10 protein-coding genes are annotated in these 15,878 nt (G+C 62.3%); 2 read left to right on the top strand and 8 right to left on the bottom strand.

What is annotated here, in order from left to right; translation table 11 throughout:
• Window positions 1-69 precede the first annotated feature (69 nt).
• The 6 genes from H621_RS0109575 to hrpA all read right to left on the bottom strand — a co-directional run bounded on the left by H621_RS0109575 (window position 70) and on the right by hrpA (window position 8,892).
• A complete protein-coding gene (locus H621_RS0109575) occupies window positions 70-1,194 on the bottom strand; it encodes a GNAT family N-acetyltransferase (protein WP_028943179.1) in 1,125 nt (374 codons plus the stop codon).
• Between the two features lie 84 nt (window positions 1,195-1,278).
• Entirely contained in the window at window positions 1,279-2,592 is a 1,314-nt protein-coding gene (locus tag H621_RS0109570) for an OprO/OprP family phosphate-selective porin (RefSeq protein ID WP_028943178.1), read from the bottom strand.
• A gap of 198 nt (window positions 2,593-2,790) precedes the next feature.
• Entirely contained in the window at window positions 2,791-3,030 is a 240-nt protein-coding gene (locus H621_RS0109565; protein ID WP_028943177.1) for an anti-sigma factor family protein, read from the bottom strand.
• Complete coding sequence (locus H621_RS0109560) at window positions 3,024-3,635, bottom strand: RNA polymerase sigma factor (protein WP_028943176.1); 612 nt, start codon at window positions 3,633-3,635, stop codon at window positions 3,024-3,026. The genes H621_RS0109565 and H621_RS0109560 overlap by 7 nt, the downstream gene beginning before the upstream one ends.
• A 61-nt stretch (window positions 3,636-3,696) precedes the next feature.
• Window positions 3,697-4,818 carry a beta-ketoacyl-ACP synthase III gene (locus tag H621_RS0109555; protein ID WP_028943175.1) on the bottom strand — a complete coding sequence of 374 codons (1,122 nt, stop codon included), beginning with the start codon at window positions 4,816-4,818 and terminating at the stop codon, window positions 3,697-3,699.
• Window positions 4,819-4,986: 168 nt separating this feature from the next.
• Window positions 4,987-8,892 (bottom strand): ATP-dependent RNA helicase HrpA, encoded by a 3,906-nt coding sequence (gene hrpA, locus H621_RS0109550; RefSeq protein WP_028943174.1) that lies wholly within the window; start codon window positions 8,890-8,892, stop codon window positions 4,987-4,989.
• A gap of 446 nt (window positions 8,893-9,338) precedes the next feature.
• Here hrpA and H621_RS0109545 point away from each other — a divergent pair, with 446 nt between their 5' ends.
• Together H621_RS0109545 and H621_RS0109540 are read left to right on the top strand one after the other, a co-directional pair.
• A complete protein-coding gene (locus H621_RS0109545; RefSeq protein WP_028943173.1) occupies window positions 9,339-10,703 on the top strand; it encodes a glutamine synthetase family protein in 1,365 nt (454 codons plus the stop codon).
• A gap of 29 nt (window positions 10,704-10,732) precedes the next feature.
• Window positions 10,733-12,040, top strand: coding sequence for an NAD(P)/FAD-dependent oxidoreductase (locus tag H621_RS0109540; protein WP_028943172.1), 1,308 nt, complete (start codon window positions 10,733-10,735; stop codon window positions 12,038-12,040).
• 83 nt (window positions 12,041-12,123) lie between these two features.
• Here H621_RS0109540 and fadD1 read toward each other — a convergent pair whose 3' ends face one another.
• Window positions 12,124-13,821 (bottom strand): long-chain-fatty-acid--CoA ligase FadD1, encoded by a 1,698-nt coding sequence (gene fadD1 / locus H621_RS0109535; RefSeq protein WP_028943171.1) that lies wholly within the window; start codon window positions 13,819-13,821, stop codon window positions 12,124-12,126.
• 298 nt (window positions 13,822-14,119) lie between these two features.
• Entirely contained in the window at window positions 14,120-15,808 is a 1,689-nt protein-coding gene (gene fadD2 / locus H621_RS0109530) for a long-chain-fatty-acid--CoA ligase FadD2 (RefSeq protein ID WP_028943170.1), read from the bottom strand.
• Window positions 15,809-15,878: the final 70 nt, after the last annotated feature.

The following is a 15,878-nucleotide window of genomic DNA, read 5'->3' as shown; positions in this document are numbered from 1 at the left end:
CACGCCCGCTACCACAATGCCCTGTCCAGGCAGCGCCTGTGGGAGCGGGCTTGCCCCGCGATAATGCCCTCACACCTGCCGATAAGGCAACGCCGTACGCGCATCCTCTGCATACGCCATCACCCCCGCCCGCTCCTGTTCCAGGAACGCCTCCACCGCCCGCCTCAAGCCTGGATGCAACAGGTAATGCCAGGACCGGGTAATCACCGGCTCGAACCCGCGAATCAACTTGTGCTCGCCCTGGGCCCCGGCATCGAAGCGCTGCAACCCCTCGGCAATGGCGAAGTCCATGCCCTGGTAGAAACAGGTCTCGAAATGCAGCCGGTCGAACTCATCCAGGCAGCCCCAGTACCGACCATACAGGCTGTCGCCGCCGACCAGGCTGAATGCCATGGCCACATCACGCCCGGCCTGGCGCGCCATGACCACCCGGATCGCTGTGGGCATGCGCTCGGCCAGCAAGCTGAAGAACGAGCGCGTCAGGTACGGCGCGCGCCGCCGCACGGCATAGGTGTTGGCATAACAGGCAAAGACAAAATCCCACTGCACCTCACTGAGTTCATCACCCCGCATCCAGCGAAATTCGATCCCCTGCCCCGCCACCTGCTCGCGCTCCTTGCGCATTTGCTTGCGCTTGCGGGAGGCGAGGCTGTCGAGAAAGTCCTGGAAATCCCGATAGCCCTGGTTGCGCCAATGAAACTGGCAGCCCAGGCGCTCCATCCAGCCTTCACGGCTGCGCATCACCGCATCACCCTGTTCATCGGTGAAGTTGACATGCGCCCCAGACAACCCTTGCTCGAACAGCGCCTCGCCGAGCAGATCGATCAAGGTCCCACACGCGTGGGCATCGCCCAACAGGCGTGAGCCAGTGACCGGTGAAAACGGCACGGCACACAGCAGCTTCGGGTAATAGGCAATCCCGGCCCGCTCACAGGCATCGGCCCAGCCGTGGTCGAAGACATATTCGCCAAAGGAGTGGGTTTTCACATAGGCCGGCAGGGCCGCCTGCACCTGTCCCGCGGCATCGGTGAGCAGGCGATGGGCCGGCGTCCAGCCGGTACGGCCGCTGACGCTGCCGCTGTCCTCCAGGCTGCTCAGGAAGGCATGGCGCAAAAATGGCTGTTCCCCCGGCACCAGGGCATCCCAGGTGGCAGGTGTGAGGTCGGCGAGGCGAGGCAGGATGAGGTTGGGCATGGGCGCAGTCTGCCTCTTCATGCGGACGAAAAAAAGCCCCGCCAGAGCGGGGCTGAAGATCTAACGGATGAGGAGCGATGTTGCTTAGAACACGTACTGCGCGCGCATTACAAAACCGTCGCCGCTGTCGTCGCCGGCAGCGTTCTCGGCGTTGTCGACATTAGCCTTGACGTACACGCCGCTGAGCTTGATCGATTCGTTGGCGTACCAGTTCACACCCACGTTGTGGACCTTGGCTTCGACGTCGTCGATGTTGGCGAACGCACCGTTGTCGTCGTCGACGCTCAGGTGGTCGTAGCGGTAGAAGACTTCCCAGGCACCGATCTGCTTGTTCGACGGTTTGATGGCGTCGAATTTGCCCAGCTTGTAGCCACGGGACTCACCCGTGATGGTGTAGGCCAGTTGACCGTAGTAGCCGTCGGCCTTGATGTCGGAGAAGGCAGCGCTGTCGGCTTCGACTTCACGCTTGATGTATTCACCCTGTACCGAGAACGGGCCCATGGCCCAGGCGGCTTCCAGGTTCCACGCCTTGTCGGTGTCGTAGGAACCGACCGGGGAGTTGTTGGCGCCACCGAGGGTCAGGCGGTTACCGTTGCTGCCGGCATCCTGGCCACCATCGGTGCTCACGCCACGCATGCCCAGGCGGCTGCGGATACGGCCGTCGAACGCGGTGTCGGAGAGGTCACGCTGGGCGTAGTTGACGCCAAAGTGCAGAACGTTGCCAGCTTCGTGCATCGGGGCAAAGACGCCGCGCAGGTTGAACTGCTTGGTGCTGTCGCCGTCCTTGTCTTGGTTGGTAGCGTCCTTGGCGAACACACCGACCGAACCGTACAGCGAGTCACCGGCGTTGCCGGAGGCCTGCAGGCCCATGCCGCCGTTGTGCGAGTTGGTCCAGTCGACCAGGTCGTACGCGGCGGTACGCTCTTGAGCGGTGACCCACTTGGAGCTGGTGGCTTTTTCCAGGCCAAACTCAGGGTCGAAACGGCCAACCTTGATCGAGACCGGCTTGAAGCCGTTGTAGGCCAGCGACGCTTCGTCGAAATAACCATCTTCGGAGCGGTTGTCACCGCCGGAGTTGTGCGAGAAGTCGTAGGCGATCGCATAGGCCCAGTCGGTGTACAGCACGCCGCCCAGTTCCAGGTAGGCGCGCCGGAAGTAACCGGCGTCCGCGGTGTTGCCGTTGTTGGTGTAGAAACCGTCAAAACGGCTGTAGTCAGCCTGGATACGACCGCCCAGCTTGAAGCTGAATTCCTTGTCGGTGGTAGCGACCTCGAGGCCACCTTTGGTCTTGACTACGATATCGGCGCCGTCGGTGGTCACGGTACCCGCGAAAGCCTGGGCGGTAACGGCCATTGCCAAGGCGCTGGCTGCGAAACCTGCGAAGTGCTTACGGATCATCGAAGAAGCTCCCCTACTTTATGGTCTTGATAATGTTGGAAAAACACGCGGCTTGGGCCACTTGTGCTGGGGAGGAATCTTGGCGGGGGCTTATGTCAGATCAGTGGCTTTTATATAAATGTTTTATGACAACGGAACTTTTTTACTTCGAAAGGAAATAAGCCTGAAAGCCCCATTGCAGGGCCTCCGGGCGGGCTTTCAGCGGCTTTTTTGCTCGCGCCGGGCGTCTGTCAGGCGCTGGACGATTTCATCGACATCGTCTACCGGCGCTTCGGGCAGTGCCTTGATCGTCGCCTGGGCCAGGCGCATCTGTTTGATGAACCGCCGGCAATTCTTGCAGAACAGCAGATGCTGGCGTGCCAGCAGGTTCTCGCCCAGGGTCAGTTGGCCATCCAGGTAATCGCTTGAGCGGGCGACCAGGTCCTTGCAGCTCAGCATTGGCCGGTTTCCTCGAAGTGTTCCAGGGTGGCGAAGACCTTCAGCCTCGCCCGGTGCAACAGCACGCGGACATTGGAGAGCGAGATGTCGAGAAGATTACAGATCTCCTCCAGTTCCAGTCCCTGGCGCTCGCGCAGAACCAGCACGCTGCTTTGCAGCTGCGACAGGCTGAGCAAGGTGTGCTCCAGGCATTCGCGCAACTGGTCCTGGCTCAGCAGCGCTTCTGGAGAGTCCTGGTGCCAGGCATGAGGCGCCAGCAGCCAATGACCGTCACTGGCGAACCGGTCATCGCCGACGCTGCCGTGGGGGGACGGGAGATCATCAAGCAGCACTTCGCGGCGGTTCTGCTTGTAGCGATTCTTGGCCGCGTTGGCGGTAATGGTCAGCAGCCAGGTCTTGAGGCTTGAGCGCCCCTGAAAGCCCGGCAAGCCGCGCACCACGGCCAGCCAGGCATCCTGCACGGCTTCATCGGCCTGGCGGCTGCCGAGGATGGCATAAGCCACGGCGCGCATGGCGCCCTGGTAAGTGCTCACCAATTCCTTGAACGCCTGTTGCTCGCCGAGCAACAGGCGTTCAAGCAAGCGTGCATCGGACTCGACCGTCATCGCCACCTCTTCCTGAACGAGCCCAATGGACAGTGAACCGCGCGGTTTGTTACAGCCGCACTCAACGCTTGCGCAGAATCACGCTGCCGATCGAGTAGCCGGCACCAAAGGAACTGAGTACACCCAGCGAGCCCTTGGGCAGATCGTCCTGGTGCTTGTGCAGTGCAATCACTGAGCCGGCCGAACTGGTGTTGGCGTAGGTATCGAGAATCACCGGCGCTTCTTCTTCCAGGGCGTCGCGGCCCAGCAGCTTCTTGACGATCAGGTGGTTCATGCTCAGGTTGGCCTGGTGTAGCCAGAAGCGCTTGACGTCGCTGACGTTGAGGTTGTTCTCGGCCAGGTGCTGGCCAATCAGCTCGGCGACCATCGGGCAGACCTCGCGGAACACCTTGCGGCCTTCCTGGACGAAGAGTTTGTCGGGCGCACCGATACCCTCTTCGGCCGCCCGGTTGAGGAAGCCGAAGTTGTTGCGGATGTTGTTGGAGAACTGAGTCAGCAGCTTGGTGCTGACGATGTCGAACGGGTGCGCCGACGTCGCCAGGTCGGCACGCTCGACCAGCACCGCAGTGGCTGCATCACCAAAGATGAAATGACTGTCGCGGTCACGGAAGTTGAGGTGGCCGGTGCAGATTTCCGGGCTGATCACCAGCACGGCGCGAGCCTGGCCCAGCTGCACGCTGTTGCAGGCAGTCTGGATGCCGAAGGTGGCCGAGGAGCATGCCACGTTCATGTCGAAGCCGAAGCCGTTGATGCCCAGGGCCTGCTGGACTTCGATGGCGATAGCCGGGTATGGGCGCTGCAGGTTGGAGCAGGCAACGATTACCGCGTCGACATCGGCGGCAGTGCGGCCGGCGCGTTCCAGCGCCTGTTCGGCAGCCGCCACGGCCATCTGGCAAAGGATCGAAGGTTCATCATTGGACCGCTCGGGCAGGCGTGGCGCCATGCGCTGCGGGTCGAGGATACCGGCCTTGTCCATGACAAAGCGGCTCTTGATGCCGGAAGCCTTTTCGATGAACGCGGCGCTGGACTCGGCCAGGGCCTGCACTTCGCCGCGCTCGATGGCCTGGGCGTTGTCAGCGTTGAACTGCTGCACATAGGCGTTGAAGGATTCCACCAGCTCTTCGTTGGAGATGCTGTTGGCCGGGGTGTACAGGCCGGTGCCGCTGATGACGACGTTATGCACGGTCGTTCCTCTGTTCGGTCGTTTTTTATTGGTACCAAGGTACCAAGTTGATCTGGCAATGACCCCAATCAGGGATCACTGCGCTGTACTTGATTCTGGCGCCGCGCAGCCCCTGAAAAATCCGGGGGACGCGGCGGATATCGTCCAAGTGTGCCACAACTGCCGGGGTTAGGCTTCCACCTGGCCCCACTGCTTGCTCAGTCGTTTGTCGGAAACCGGCACCTTGGTACCCAACTGCTGGGCGAACAGTGAAACCCGGTATTCCTCAAGCCACCAGCGGTACAACGTCAGTTGTTCATCGCGCTTGCCCTCCTGGGCATGCTTGTCGGCGCGGCTCTTGTATTGGGTCCACAGGTTGCCCAGTTCGCCGCTCCACACCCGGTCCTTTTGCACCTGGCTGCCAAGCTTCTCCAGGCGCAGTTCGATGGCCTTCAGGTAGCGCGGCAACTCCTTGAGCCACACCCCCGGGGTTTCGCGGACAAAGCCCGGGTACACCAGGTTGCCCAGTTGCTGCTTGATATCGTTGAGTGCCACGGCCTGGGCCAGGTCGATCTTGCCCTTGAAGCGCTTTTGCAGGCCGTGCCAGAGCTTGAGGATCTCCAGTGTCAGGCGTGCCAGGCGCTCGGCGTGCTCGGTCCAGCTGCCGCGCTTGCGCTCGGCCAGCGTCGCCAGGCCCGCACCATCGCGAGGCAGGGTACTTTCACCTTCAAGGATGCAACTGTCGAGGCTGGCCAGCAGGATGTCCTCGACCAGCGCCTCGATGCGCCCCAGTTCACGGTACAGCAGGCCCAGTTCAGTGAGCCCCGGCAGCTTGCCGCGCAGGAACTTGGCAGGCTCTGCCAACTGCTGCAGCAACAGCCGCTGCAAGGCGCGGCGGTGCTGGAACTCGGCCTCGGCCAGGGTCGAGAAGCGCCCTTCCTTGACCGTGCCGTTCTCTTCCACCAAGGCTGGGTAGACCGTCATCGACAGGCCGGCAATCTTCTGTTGCGCTGTCTCGGCCACCTGGGCAAACGCCTTGGCCTGCACCGGTTGCTGACTCTTTTCCGTCTGCGGCACCGCCAGCGCAGCCTGGCTTGCCGCGGCAAAGCGTGCAGTCAACTCGGCAAGATCGCGACCTTCACCCAGGAACTTGCCCCGGGCGTCGACCACTTCCAGGTTCATCTTCAGGTGATTGTCCACTTGGCCTGCCGCTTCGGCCCAGGCCTCGTCACTGACCCGCGCCCCGGTCATGCGCAGCAGTTCACGCCCCAGCGCCTGGGGCAACGAGCCTTCGGCAAAGGTCATGCGCTGCAGGGCGGCCTTGACGAAGTCCGGCACCGGCACGAAGTTCTTGCGCAAGGCCTTGGGCAGGTTGCGCACCAGGGCAATGCACTTGGCTTCGAGCAAGCCCGGAACCAACCATTCCAGACGCTCACCCGGCAGACTCGGCAGCAATGGCGCCGGTACCCGCACCGTAACGCCGTCGCGTGGATGGTTGGGCTCAAAGTGATAACTCAAGGCCAGGCTCAGTTCGCCCAGGCGCAAGGTGTCGGGGTACTGCGCCGCCGTCACTTCACTGGCCTCCCGAGCCAGCACGTCTTCCTCGCGCATTATCAACAGCTGCGGGTCTTTCTGGCTGTTGACCCGGTACCAGCTGTCGAAGGTGGCGGTCTGGTGGATTTCAGCCGGCAAGCGCGCTTCATAGAAGCCGTACAGGGTTTCCTCGTCGGCCAGGATGTCGCGGCGACGGGCCTTGGCCTCCAGCTCGTCAAGTTGTTCGAGCAGTTGCCGGTTGGCCGCCAGACACCTGGCCCTGGACTGGATCTCGCCGCCCACCAGCGCCTCGCGGATAAACAGCTCGCGGGACATCACCGGGTCGATCGGCCCGAAGTGTACCGGGCGCCGACCGACCACGATCATGCCGTACAGCGTGACCTGCTCGAAGGCCACCACCTGGCCACGTTTCTTCTCCCAGTGCGGCTCGAAGTGGTTCTTCTTGATCAGGTGGCCTGCCAGTGGCTCGATCCAGTCCGGCTCGATCTTGGCCACCATGCGCGCATACAGCTTGGTGGTTTCCACCAGCTCTGCGGTCATGATCCACTGCGGGCGCTTTTTCCCCAGCCCCGACGACGGATGCACCCAGAAGCGTCGCTGGCGCGCACCGAGGTAATCACCGTCCTCGGTCTTCTGGCCGATCTGGCTGAGCAGGCCCGAAAGGATTGCCTTGTGCAGTCTCGGGTAGTCGGCCGGTTCTTTGTTGATGCTCAACTGCAGGTCGCGGCAGATCAGGCTCAACTGCCGGTGGGCATCGCGCCATTCACGCAGGCGCAGGTAATTGAGGAAGTTCTTGCGGCACCAGTTGCGCAAGGGGCTCGCGGTCAAGGCCTGGCGCTGCTCTTCAAAGCCACGCCACAGATTGACCAGGGCGGCGAAGTCCGAGTCGACATCCTTCCATTGGGCATGGGCCTGGTCGGCAGACTGCTGACGCTCGGGCGGACGCTCGCGCGGGTCTTGCACCGACAGGGCACTGGCGACGATCAACAGCTCGTTGAGGCTGCCCTGCTTGGCACCTTCGAGCAGCATGCGGCCCAGGCGCGGGTCGACCGGCAGGCGCGCCAGTTGCCGGCCCAGCGGCGTCAGCTGGTTCTCGCGGTTGACCGCCGAGAGCTCCTGCAACAGGTTGAAGCCGTCGCTGATAGCCTTGCCATCTGGCGGCTCGATGAACGGGAACGCGTCGATCTCGCCCAGGCGCAGGTGCAGCATTTGCAGGATGACTGCAGCCAGGTTGGTGCGCAGGATCTCAGGGTCGGTGAAGACCGGGCGGGCGTTGAAGTCTTCCTCGCTGTACAGGCGCACGCAGATGCCCGGCTCCACCCGCCCGCAGCGACCCTTGCGCTGGTTGGCGCTGGCCTGGGACACGGCCTCGATCGGCAGCCGCTGGACCTTGGCGCGGTAGCTGTAGCGGCTGATGCGTGCGGTGCCGCTGTCGATTACGTAGCGAATGCCCGGCACTGTCAGCGAGGTCTCGGCAACGTTGGTCGCCAGTACCACGCGACGGCCCGGATGGGACTGGAAGATCTTCTGCTGCTCGGCCGGCGACAGGCGCGCATACAACGGCAGGATTTCGGTGTGGCGCAGCTGGGCCTTGCGCAGCATTTCGGCGGCGTCGCGAATCTCGCGCTCACCTGGCAAGAACACCAGCACATCGCCCGGCCCCTTGCCCTGGCTGCGCTCGAAGGCGGCAATTTCGTCGAGGGTGGCGAGGATGGCCTGGTCCACCGTCAGGTCGTCTTCGACCCGGTTGCCCTCCTCGTCCTGCTCGCTGGTCAGCGGCCGGTACCAGGTTTCCACCGGGTAGGTGCGGCCGGACACTTCAATGATCGGCGCATCGTTGAAGTGCTTGGAAAAACGCTCCAGGTCGATGGTCGCCGAGGTAATGATCACCTTGAGGTCCGGGCGACGCGGCAACAGGGTCTTCAGGTAGCCGAGCAGGAAGTCGATGTTCAGGCTGCGCTCGTGGGCTTCGTCGACAATGATGGTGTCGTAGCGCTCGAGAAAACGGTCGTGCTGGGTTTCAGCCAGCAGGATGCCGTCGGTCATCAGCTTGACCAGGGTGTTGGCATCGCTCTGGTCTTCAAAGCGCACCTGATAGCCCACCAAAGCCCCCAGCGGCGTGCCGAGTTCTTCGGCCACCCGGGTCGCCACACTGCGCGCCGCGATACGCCGTGGCTGGGTGTGGGCAATCAGGCCATGCTGGCCACGGCCCAGTTCCAGGCAGATTTTCGGTAGCTGGGTGGTTTTGCCCGAGCCGGTCTCCCCGGCAATGATCAACACCTGATGCTCGGCCAGGACCTTCTTGATCTCGTCCCGCTTGGCCGCAATCGGCAGGCTGTCGTCGTAACGGATGCTCGGCACACTGGCCTTGCGCGCGGTGACCTGGGCGCAGGACGCCTGGACCTTCTCCACCCATTGGGCCAACTTCGCCTCGTCCGGGCGCTTGCGCAATTCATGCAATTGGCGGCGCAGGCGGTGGCGCTCGGCAATCATGGCGTGGTCGAGGTTTTTCAGCAGTTGATCGATAGCGTGGTCAGTCATGGGGGCTTTTAGTTGTGCAGGTGAGCCTGCTTTTTCATGATTGGCATAGGAAGGGCTGCGATTGTCGCAGATTTGCCCCCGCTCGGCACGGTTGCGGGTGGCGACCAGTATGTTTAGCCGTTGATGATCTGAAGGTATACAAAGGCTGATTTAATGAACCTTCCTTGGCGTGGGAGTATCCAGGCATGACTTCGCCCCTGTGTATGCCCCGCCCGCTGTTGCGCCCTTCGTTCCCGAAGGTGCGGGCTCGCTCTGGCGAAAACCCGCTGGTTCATATCATTCTCGCCTTCTGGGCCTTGTGGCACTGCCGCCATGCCCGCCCACCCGATACTCGCCTCGCTCTGCACTGAACCGTGCGGCCAACCCCTGGCCGACTTTCCTTGTCGATGGCTGTCGCCTGATGGCGAATACAGTCCTGTGCGCCTGATGGCGCGAGCGAGCACCCGATGCAATTTGCCCCCCTTGAGCAGGCCCGAAGTTTCCTGGCACAAAACCCCGATATCGAAATGATCGAGCTGTTCATCCTCGATGCCAACGGCGTGCCCCGCGGCAAGCTGCTGCACCGCGAAGAACTGCTGGCGGTGTATGAAAGCGGCCGGCCGCTGCCCAGCACCATCCTCGGGCTGACCCTCAATGGCGATGATGTCGAGAACTCCGGGCTGGTGTGGGACGTGGGCGATATCGACTGCCGCGCCTACCCGCTGGAAAACAGCCTGGTGCGCCTGCCCTGGCGGCAGATCCCCACGGCCGCAGTGCAGGTCAGCATGCACCCCAGCGAAGGCATGCCGGCGACCATCGCCGACCCGCGCCACCTGCTGGTCAAGGTGATCGATGCGCTCAAGGCCGAGGGCTACCACCCGGTCATGGCGTGCGAGCTGGAGTTCTACCTGCTCGATCAGAAGCGCGACGCCCATGGTCGGCCGCAACCGGCACTCGACAGCGACGGCGGGCGCCCTCGCGGTACCCAGGTGTATGGCCTGCGCGAACTGGAACAGATCGAGCCGTTCCTCGCCGACCTGTATGCCGCCTGCAAGGCCCAAGGGATTCCGGCGCGTACCGCCATTTCCGAATACGCCCCAGGCCAGGTGGAAATCACCCTGGAGCACGGCGATGCACTGCTGGCGATGGACCAGGCGGTGCGCTACAAGCGCCTGGTCAAAGGCGTGGCGCACAAGCACGGCATGCAGGCGTGCTTCATGGCCAAGCCGTTCGACGACCTGGCCGGCACCGGCATGCACATGCACGTGAGCCTGGCCGATGCCGAAGGCAACAACCTCTACGCCAGCGACGACAAGGCCGGCACCCCGCTGCTGCGCCAGTCGGTGGCCGGCATGCTCGAGCACTTGCTCGACTCGCTGCTGTTGTTCTGCCCCAACGCCAACTCGTACCGGCGCTTCCAGGCCAACAGCTATGCACCGCTGGCGCCGACCTGGGGCGTCGACAACCGTACCGTGAGCCTGCGCGTACCGGGCGGCCCGGCCAACAGTCGGCATATCGAACACCGCATCTGCGGAGCCGATGCCAACCCGTACCTGGCCGCAGCGGCGATCCTCGCCAGTATCCACCACGGCATCCGCCAGCAGCTCGACCCGGGCGCCCCGGTCGAAGGCAACGGCTATGCCCAGGCCAAGGAACTGCTGCCCACCGACTGGCTGACCTCGCTCAAGGCCCTGGAGTCTTCAAGCTGGGCGCGCGAGGCGTTCGGTGAAGCCTTCCTCGGCGTTTACCTGGCGGTCAAACGCGCCGAGTACCGTCAGTTCATGGCCGAAGTCGGTGAACAGGACTGGCGCTGGTACCTGACCCAGGCCTGATCCCTTTATTTTTGCGCCAAGGATTTTTTATGAACGCAGCCGTGAACACCGGCACCGCCCAGCGCAGTGCTTCCTACTACACCGCCAGCCTGAACGACGCTACCCAGTACCCCACCCTCAAGGGCACGGTAAACGTTGATGTGGCGATTATCGGCGGCGGCTTTACCGGTGTCGCCAGCGCCGTGGAACTGGCCGAACGCGGGCTCAAGGTCGCTATCGTCGAAACCAACCGCATTGGTTGGGGCGCCAGCGGGCGCAACGGTGGCCAGGTCACCGGCAGCCTGTCGGGCGATGAAGCCATGCGCAAGCAGATGCGCGACAGGCTGGGCGACGAGGTGGACGACTTTATCTGGCACCTGCGCTGGCGCGGCCACCAGATCATCGAGCAACGGGTAGAGCGCTACGGCATTGCCTGCGACCTCAAGCGCGGCCATTTGCATGCAGCGATGAAGCCCTCGCACATGACAGAACTGCAGGCTTTCGAGGCCGAGGCGCGGCGCCGCGGCATGGGCGATCAGGTGCAACTGCTGGATCGCGCCGACATGGCCGAACACCTGCAAAGCCCGCTGTACCTGGGCGCCCTGAAGAACCTGCGCAACCTGCACCTGCATCCGCTCAATTTGTGCCTGGGCGAAGCCCGCGCTGCCCACAGTCTGGGTGCGCTGATCTTCGAGAATTCCGAGGTGCTGGATATCGTCCACGGCGAACACCCTGCCATCGTCACGTCCCAAGGGCGGGTCGAAGCCAAGCAGATCCTGCTGGCGGGCGACGTGTACCACAAACTGGAAAACCGCCAGCTCAAGGGCAAGATCTTCCCGGCCATGGGTGGCATCGTCACCACTGCACCACTGGGCGAGCTGGCTGCGCAGATCAACCCCCAGGACCTGGCGGTGTACGACTGCCGTTTCGTGCTCGACTACTACCGCCTGACCGCCGATGGCCGCCTGCTGTTCGGTGGCGGCGCCAACTACTCAGGGCGTGACTCGCGGGATATCGCCGGCGAACTGCGCCCGTGCATCGAACGTACCTTCCCGGCGCTCAAGGGTGTGCCAATCGAGTTCCAGTGGAGTTGCGCGATGGGCATCGTGGTCAACCGCATTCCGCAGTTGGGCAAGCTGTCAGACAACGTCTGGTACTGCCAGGGCTATTCGGGGCACGGCATTGCCACCAGCCATATCATGGGCGAGATCATGGCCGAGGCCCTGACCGGCACGCTGGAGAAATACGATACGTTTGCCGGCTGCAAGCACATCAAGGTGCCCATGGGCGATGTGCTGGGCAATCCGTTGTTGGCGGCGGGGATGTGGTATTACCAGATGCTCGAGAAGCTGCGCTAAGCGCAAAAGCATCGCGGGGCAAGCCCGCTCCTACAACGTTTGTAGGAGCGGGCTTGCCCCGCGACTGTCCTGCACAGAAGCGATCAGGCGATCTTCTTCAGCCCCAGCTTCTTCAACTCTTCATCACGCAGCTCACGACGCAGGATCTTGCCGACGTTGGTAGTCGGCAGCGCCTCGCGGAACTCGATGAACCGCGGCACCTTGTAGCCGGTGACGTTGGCACGCATGTGCTCCATCACTTGTTCCTTGGTCAGGGTCACACCCGGCCGTGCAACGATGAAGAGCTTGATCACTTCACCGGATTTCTCGTCCGGTACGCCGATGGCCGCGCATTGCAGCACGCCAGGCAATGCGGCCAAGACATCTTCGAGCTCGTTGGGATAAACGTTGAAACCGGAGACCAGGATCATGTCTTTCTTGCGGTCGACGATGCGCATGTAGCCGTCCGGCTGGATCAGCGCGATGTCACCGGTCTTGAGCCAGCCTTCGCTGTCGAGGATCTCGTTGGTGGCGTCCTGGCGCTGCCAGTAGCCTTTCATCACCTGCGGGCCTTTGACGCACAGTTCGCCAACTTCACCCAACGGCAATTCGGTACCGGCGTCATCGACGATCTTGCACAGGGTCGAAGGCACGGGAATGCCGATGGTGCCGACCTGGTTGTGCTGGGCCGGATTGACCGTTGCCACCGGACTGGTCTCGGTCATGCCGTAGCCTTCGCAAATGGCGCAACCGGTGACCGCCTTCCAGCGATCGGCCACGCTCATCTGCAGGGCCATGCCACCGGACAAGGTGATTTTCAGTGCCGAGAAGTCCAGCTTGCGGAAGTTTTCGTTGTTGCACAGGGCAACGAACAAGGTGTTCAGGCCGACAAAACCGCTGAACTTCCACTTCGACAGCTCCTTGACCATCGCCGGCAAGTCGCGCGGGTTGCTGATCAGGATGTTGTGGTTGCCGATAAGCATCATCGCCATGCAGTGAAAGGTGAAGGCGTAGATGTGATACAGCGGCAGCGGGGTGATCAGGATCTCGCAACCTTCATTGAGGTTGGAGCCCATCAGCGCGCGGCACTGCAGCATATTGGCCACCAGGTTGCGGTGGGTGAGCATCGCGCCCTTGGCTACGCCTGTGGTGCCGCCGGTGTACTGCAGCACGGCCACATCATTGCTGCCGGGGTTGGCTTCCTTGACCGGCTGGCCGGCGCCTTTGCTCAGCACATCATTGAACTTGACGGCCTTGGGCAGGTGGTAGGCCGGCACCATTTTCTTCACGTACTTGATCACGCTGTTGATCAACAGGCGTTTTACCGGTGGCAGCATATCGGCCACTTCGGTGACAATAACGTGCTTGACCTGGGTCTTGGGCACCACCTTCTCGGCCAGGTGCGCCATGTTGGCCAGGCACACCAGCGCCTTGGCACCGGCGTCGTTGAACTGGTGCTCCATTTCCCGCGCGGTATACAACGGGTTGGTGTTGACCACGATCAGGCCTGCACGCAGGGCCCCGAACACGGCGACCGGGTATTGCAGCACGTTGGGCAATTGCACGGCGATACGATCGCCGGGTTGCAGGTCGGTATGTTGCTGCAGGTAAGCGGCAAAGGCGCCCGACAACTCATACAACTCGCCGTATGTGATGGTTTTGCCCAGGTTGCTAAAGGCGGGTTTGTCAGCAAAGCGTTGGCAGGACTGTTTCAATACTGCCTGGATATTCGGGTACTCGTCGGGATTGATTTGCGCAGCAACCCCGGCTGGGTACTTATCCTTCCAAAAATTTTCGATCATGGAAGCCCACTCCTCCAGCAACAGCGAATTCTTCACCGCAGTCGATGCGATTATTATTGATATGAGATTACGGTTTATTGCAAACCAGGTAATCGGAAGCGGGCCGAGAGTAGCAGCTTTGCCAAGGGTCGACTAGAGCTAAAGTAGCCCGAACAGTCACGGAAATGACTCTTGATTATTTAATAGTCATTTTTAGAGTAAAAAACCTAAAGACCTGCAATCGCAGGAGCGGGCTTGCCCCGCGATGGGCCAATTGATCGGCTTCATCGCGGGGAAAGCCCGCTCCTACCACGTGCCGTCAGGCAATGTCGCGAAGCTCGCGGCGCAGGATCTTGCCCACCGCCGTCATCGGCAAGGAGTCACGCAGCACAATGTGCTTGGGCACCTTGTAGCCGGTGAAGTTGGCCTTGCAGTAGGTCTTCAGTTCCTCAAGGCTCACGCCGCCTTCACGCGCGACCACGAACAACTTCACCGCCTCGCCGGAGCGCTCGTCCGGAATGCCGATCACTGCGCAGTTGGCCACCTTTGGATGGCTCATGACCACTTCTTCGATCTCGTTCGGGTACACGTTGAAACCCGAGACGATGATCATGTCCTTCTTGCGGTCGACAATCCGGGTAAAGCCATCGGGGTCGATCACGGCGATGTCGCCGGTCTTGAACCAGCCATCGCTGTCCAGGGCCTCGGCGGTGGCCTCCGGGTGCTGCCAGTAGCCCTTCATGACCTGCGGGCCCTTGATGCACAGCTCGCCGCGCTCGCCCAGCGGCTGCTCGTTGCCCTCATCGTCGATCACCTTGAACCCCGTGCCCGGCACCGGAATGCCCACCGTGCCCAGGCGCGCCAGTTGGCCGTAGGGATTGGTGCTGGCCACCGGCGAGGTTTCCGTCAACCCGTAGCCTTCGACGATGCGGCAGCCCGTGATGCTTTCCCAGCGCTCAGCGGTGGCCTTGACCAGGGCGGTGCCGCCCGAGTTGGTGACCTTGAGGGCAGAGAAATCCAGGTTCTTGAACTCGGGGTGATTCATCAGCGCCACGAACAAGGTGTTGAGCCCGAGCAGCCCCGAGAACTTCCACTTTTTCAGCTCCTTGATGAAACCGCCGATATCCCGCGGGTTGGTAATCAGCACGTTGTGATTGCCGGTGACCATCATGCACATGCAATTCGCGGTGAATGCATAGATGTGATAGAGCGGCAGCGGCGCGATCATCACCTCCTGCCCTTCCCTGATCAGCCGCTGGCCGTCAGGCCCGTGCTGGGAGAAGCAAGCCAGAACCTGGAGCATGTTGGCCACCAGGTTGCCGTGGGTGAGCATCGCGCCCTTGGCCAGGCCCGTGGTGCCGCCGGTGTACTGCAGCACGGCGATGTCGTCGAGACTCAGGGCCACCGGCTTTGGCACCAGGCCTCGGCCCTGGCTCAAGGCAGCCTTGAACCGCACGGCCTGGGGCAACTGGTAGTCGGGCACCATCTTCTTGACCTTGGCAACGATGGTGTTGACCAGCCAGCCCTTGGCCATTGGCAGCATGTCGCCCATCTTCGCTTCGATCAGGTACTCGATGCCGGTGTCGGGCAGCACTTCCTGCACCAGCTTGCCGAACATGTTCAGGTACACCAGCGCGCGCGCACCGGAATCCTTGAACTGGTGGCGCATCTCGCGGGCGGTGTACAGCGGGTTGGTGTTGACCACGATCAGCCCGGCGCGCAAGGCACCGAATACGGCGATGGGATACTGCAGCACGTTGGGCATCTGCACGGCGATGCGGTCGCCCGGCACCAGGTCGGTGTGCTGCTGCAGGTAGGCGGCGAAGGCCGCAGAGTGACGTTCGAGTTCGGCATAGGTCAGGGTCACCCCCAGGTTGCTGAACGCCGGGCGATCAGCAAACTTCTTGCAAGAGCGTTCGAATACTTCGACCACAGACTTGTAAGCATTCATGTCAATGTGCGAAGAAACGCCTTCGGGGCGCTTGTCATTCCAGAAATCAGCTTGCATTTATTCTTGTCCTCATACCTGAGCCGTTCCGGCCCCCTTGCCTGCTTGGCGAAGAAGGTGCTTTGCCGAC

Source organism: Pseudomonas vranovensis DSM 16006 (assembly GCF_000425805.1).
GTDB classification, from domain to species: Bacteria; Pseudomonadota; Gammaproteobacteria; order Pseudomonadales; family Pseudomonadaceae; genus Aquipseudomonas; species Aquipseudomonas vranovensis.
This window is presented reverse-complemented; position numbering and strand designations above follow the sequence as displayed.

Excerpts from the sequence above, each read along its gene's own strand:
- hrpA (WP_028943174.1), bottom strand. The coding sequence starts at position 8,892 with ATGACTGACCACGCTATCGATCAACTGCTGAAAAACCTCGACCACGCC.
- H621_RS0109570 (WP_028943178.1), bottom strand. The coding sequence starts at position 2,592 with ATGATCCGTAAGCACTTCGCAGGTTTCGCAGCCAGCGCCTTGGCAATG.
- H621_RS0109545 (WP_028943173.1), top strand. The coding sequence starts at position 9,339 with ATGCAATTTGCCCCCCTTGAGCAGGCCCGAAGTTTCCTGGCACAAAAC.
- H621_RS0109565 (WP_028943177.1), bottom strand. The coding sequence starts at position 3,030 with ATGCTGAGCTGCAAGGACCTGGTCGCCCGCTCAAGCGATTACCTGGAT.
- H621_RS0109575 (WP_028943179.1), bottom strand. The coding sequence starts at position 1,194 with ATGCCCAACCTCATCCTGCCTCGCCTCGCCGACCTCACACCTGCCACC.
- fadD1 (WP_028943171.1), bottom strand. The coding sequence starts at position 13,821 with ATGATCGAAAATTTTTGGAAGGATAAGTACCCAGCCGGGGTTGCTGCG.
- H621_RS0109560 (WP_028943176.1), bottom strand. The coding sequence starts at position 3,635 with ATGACGGTCGAGTCCGATGCACGCTTGCTTGAACGCCTGTTGCTCGGC.
- fadD2 (WP_028943170.1), bottom strand. The coding sequence starts at position 15,808 with ATGCAAGCTGATTTCTGGAATGACAAGCGCCCCGAAGGCGTTTCTTCG.
- H621_RS0109540 (WP_028943172.1), top strand. The coding sequence starts at position 10,733 with ATGAACGCAGCCGTGAACACCGGCACCGCCCAGCGCAGTGCTTCCTAC.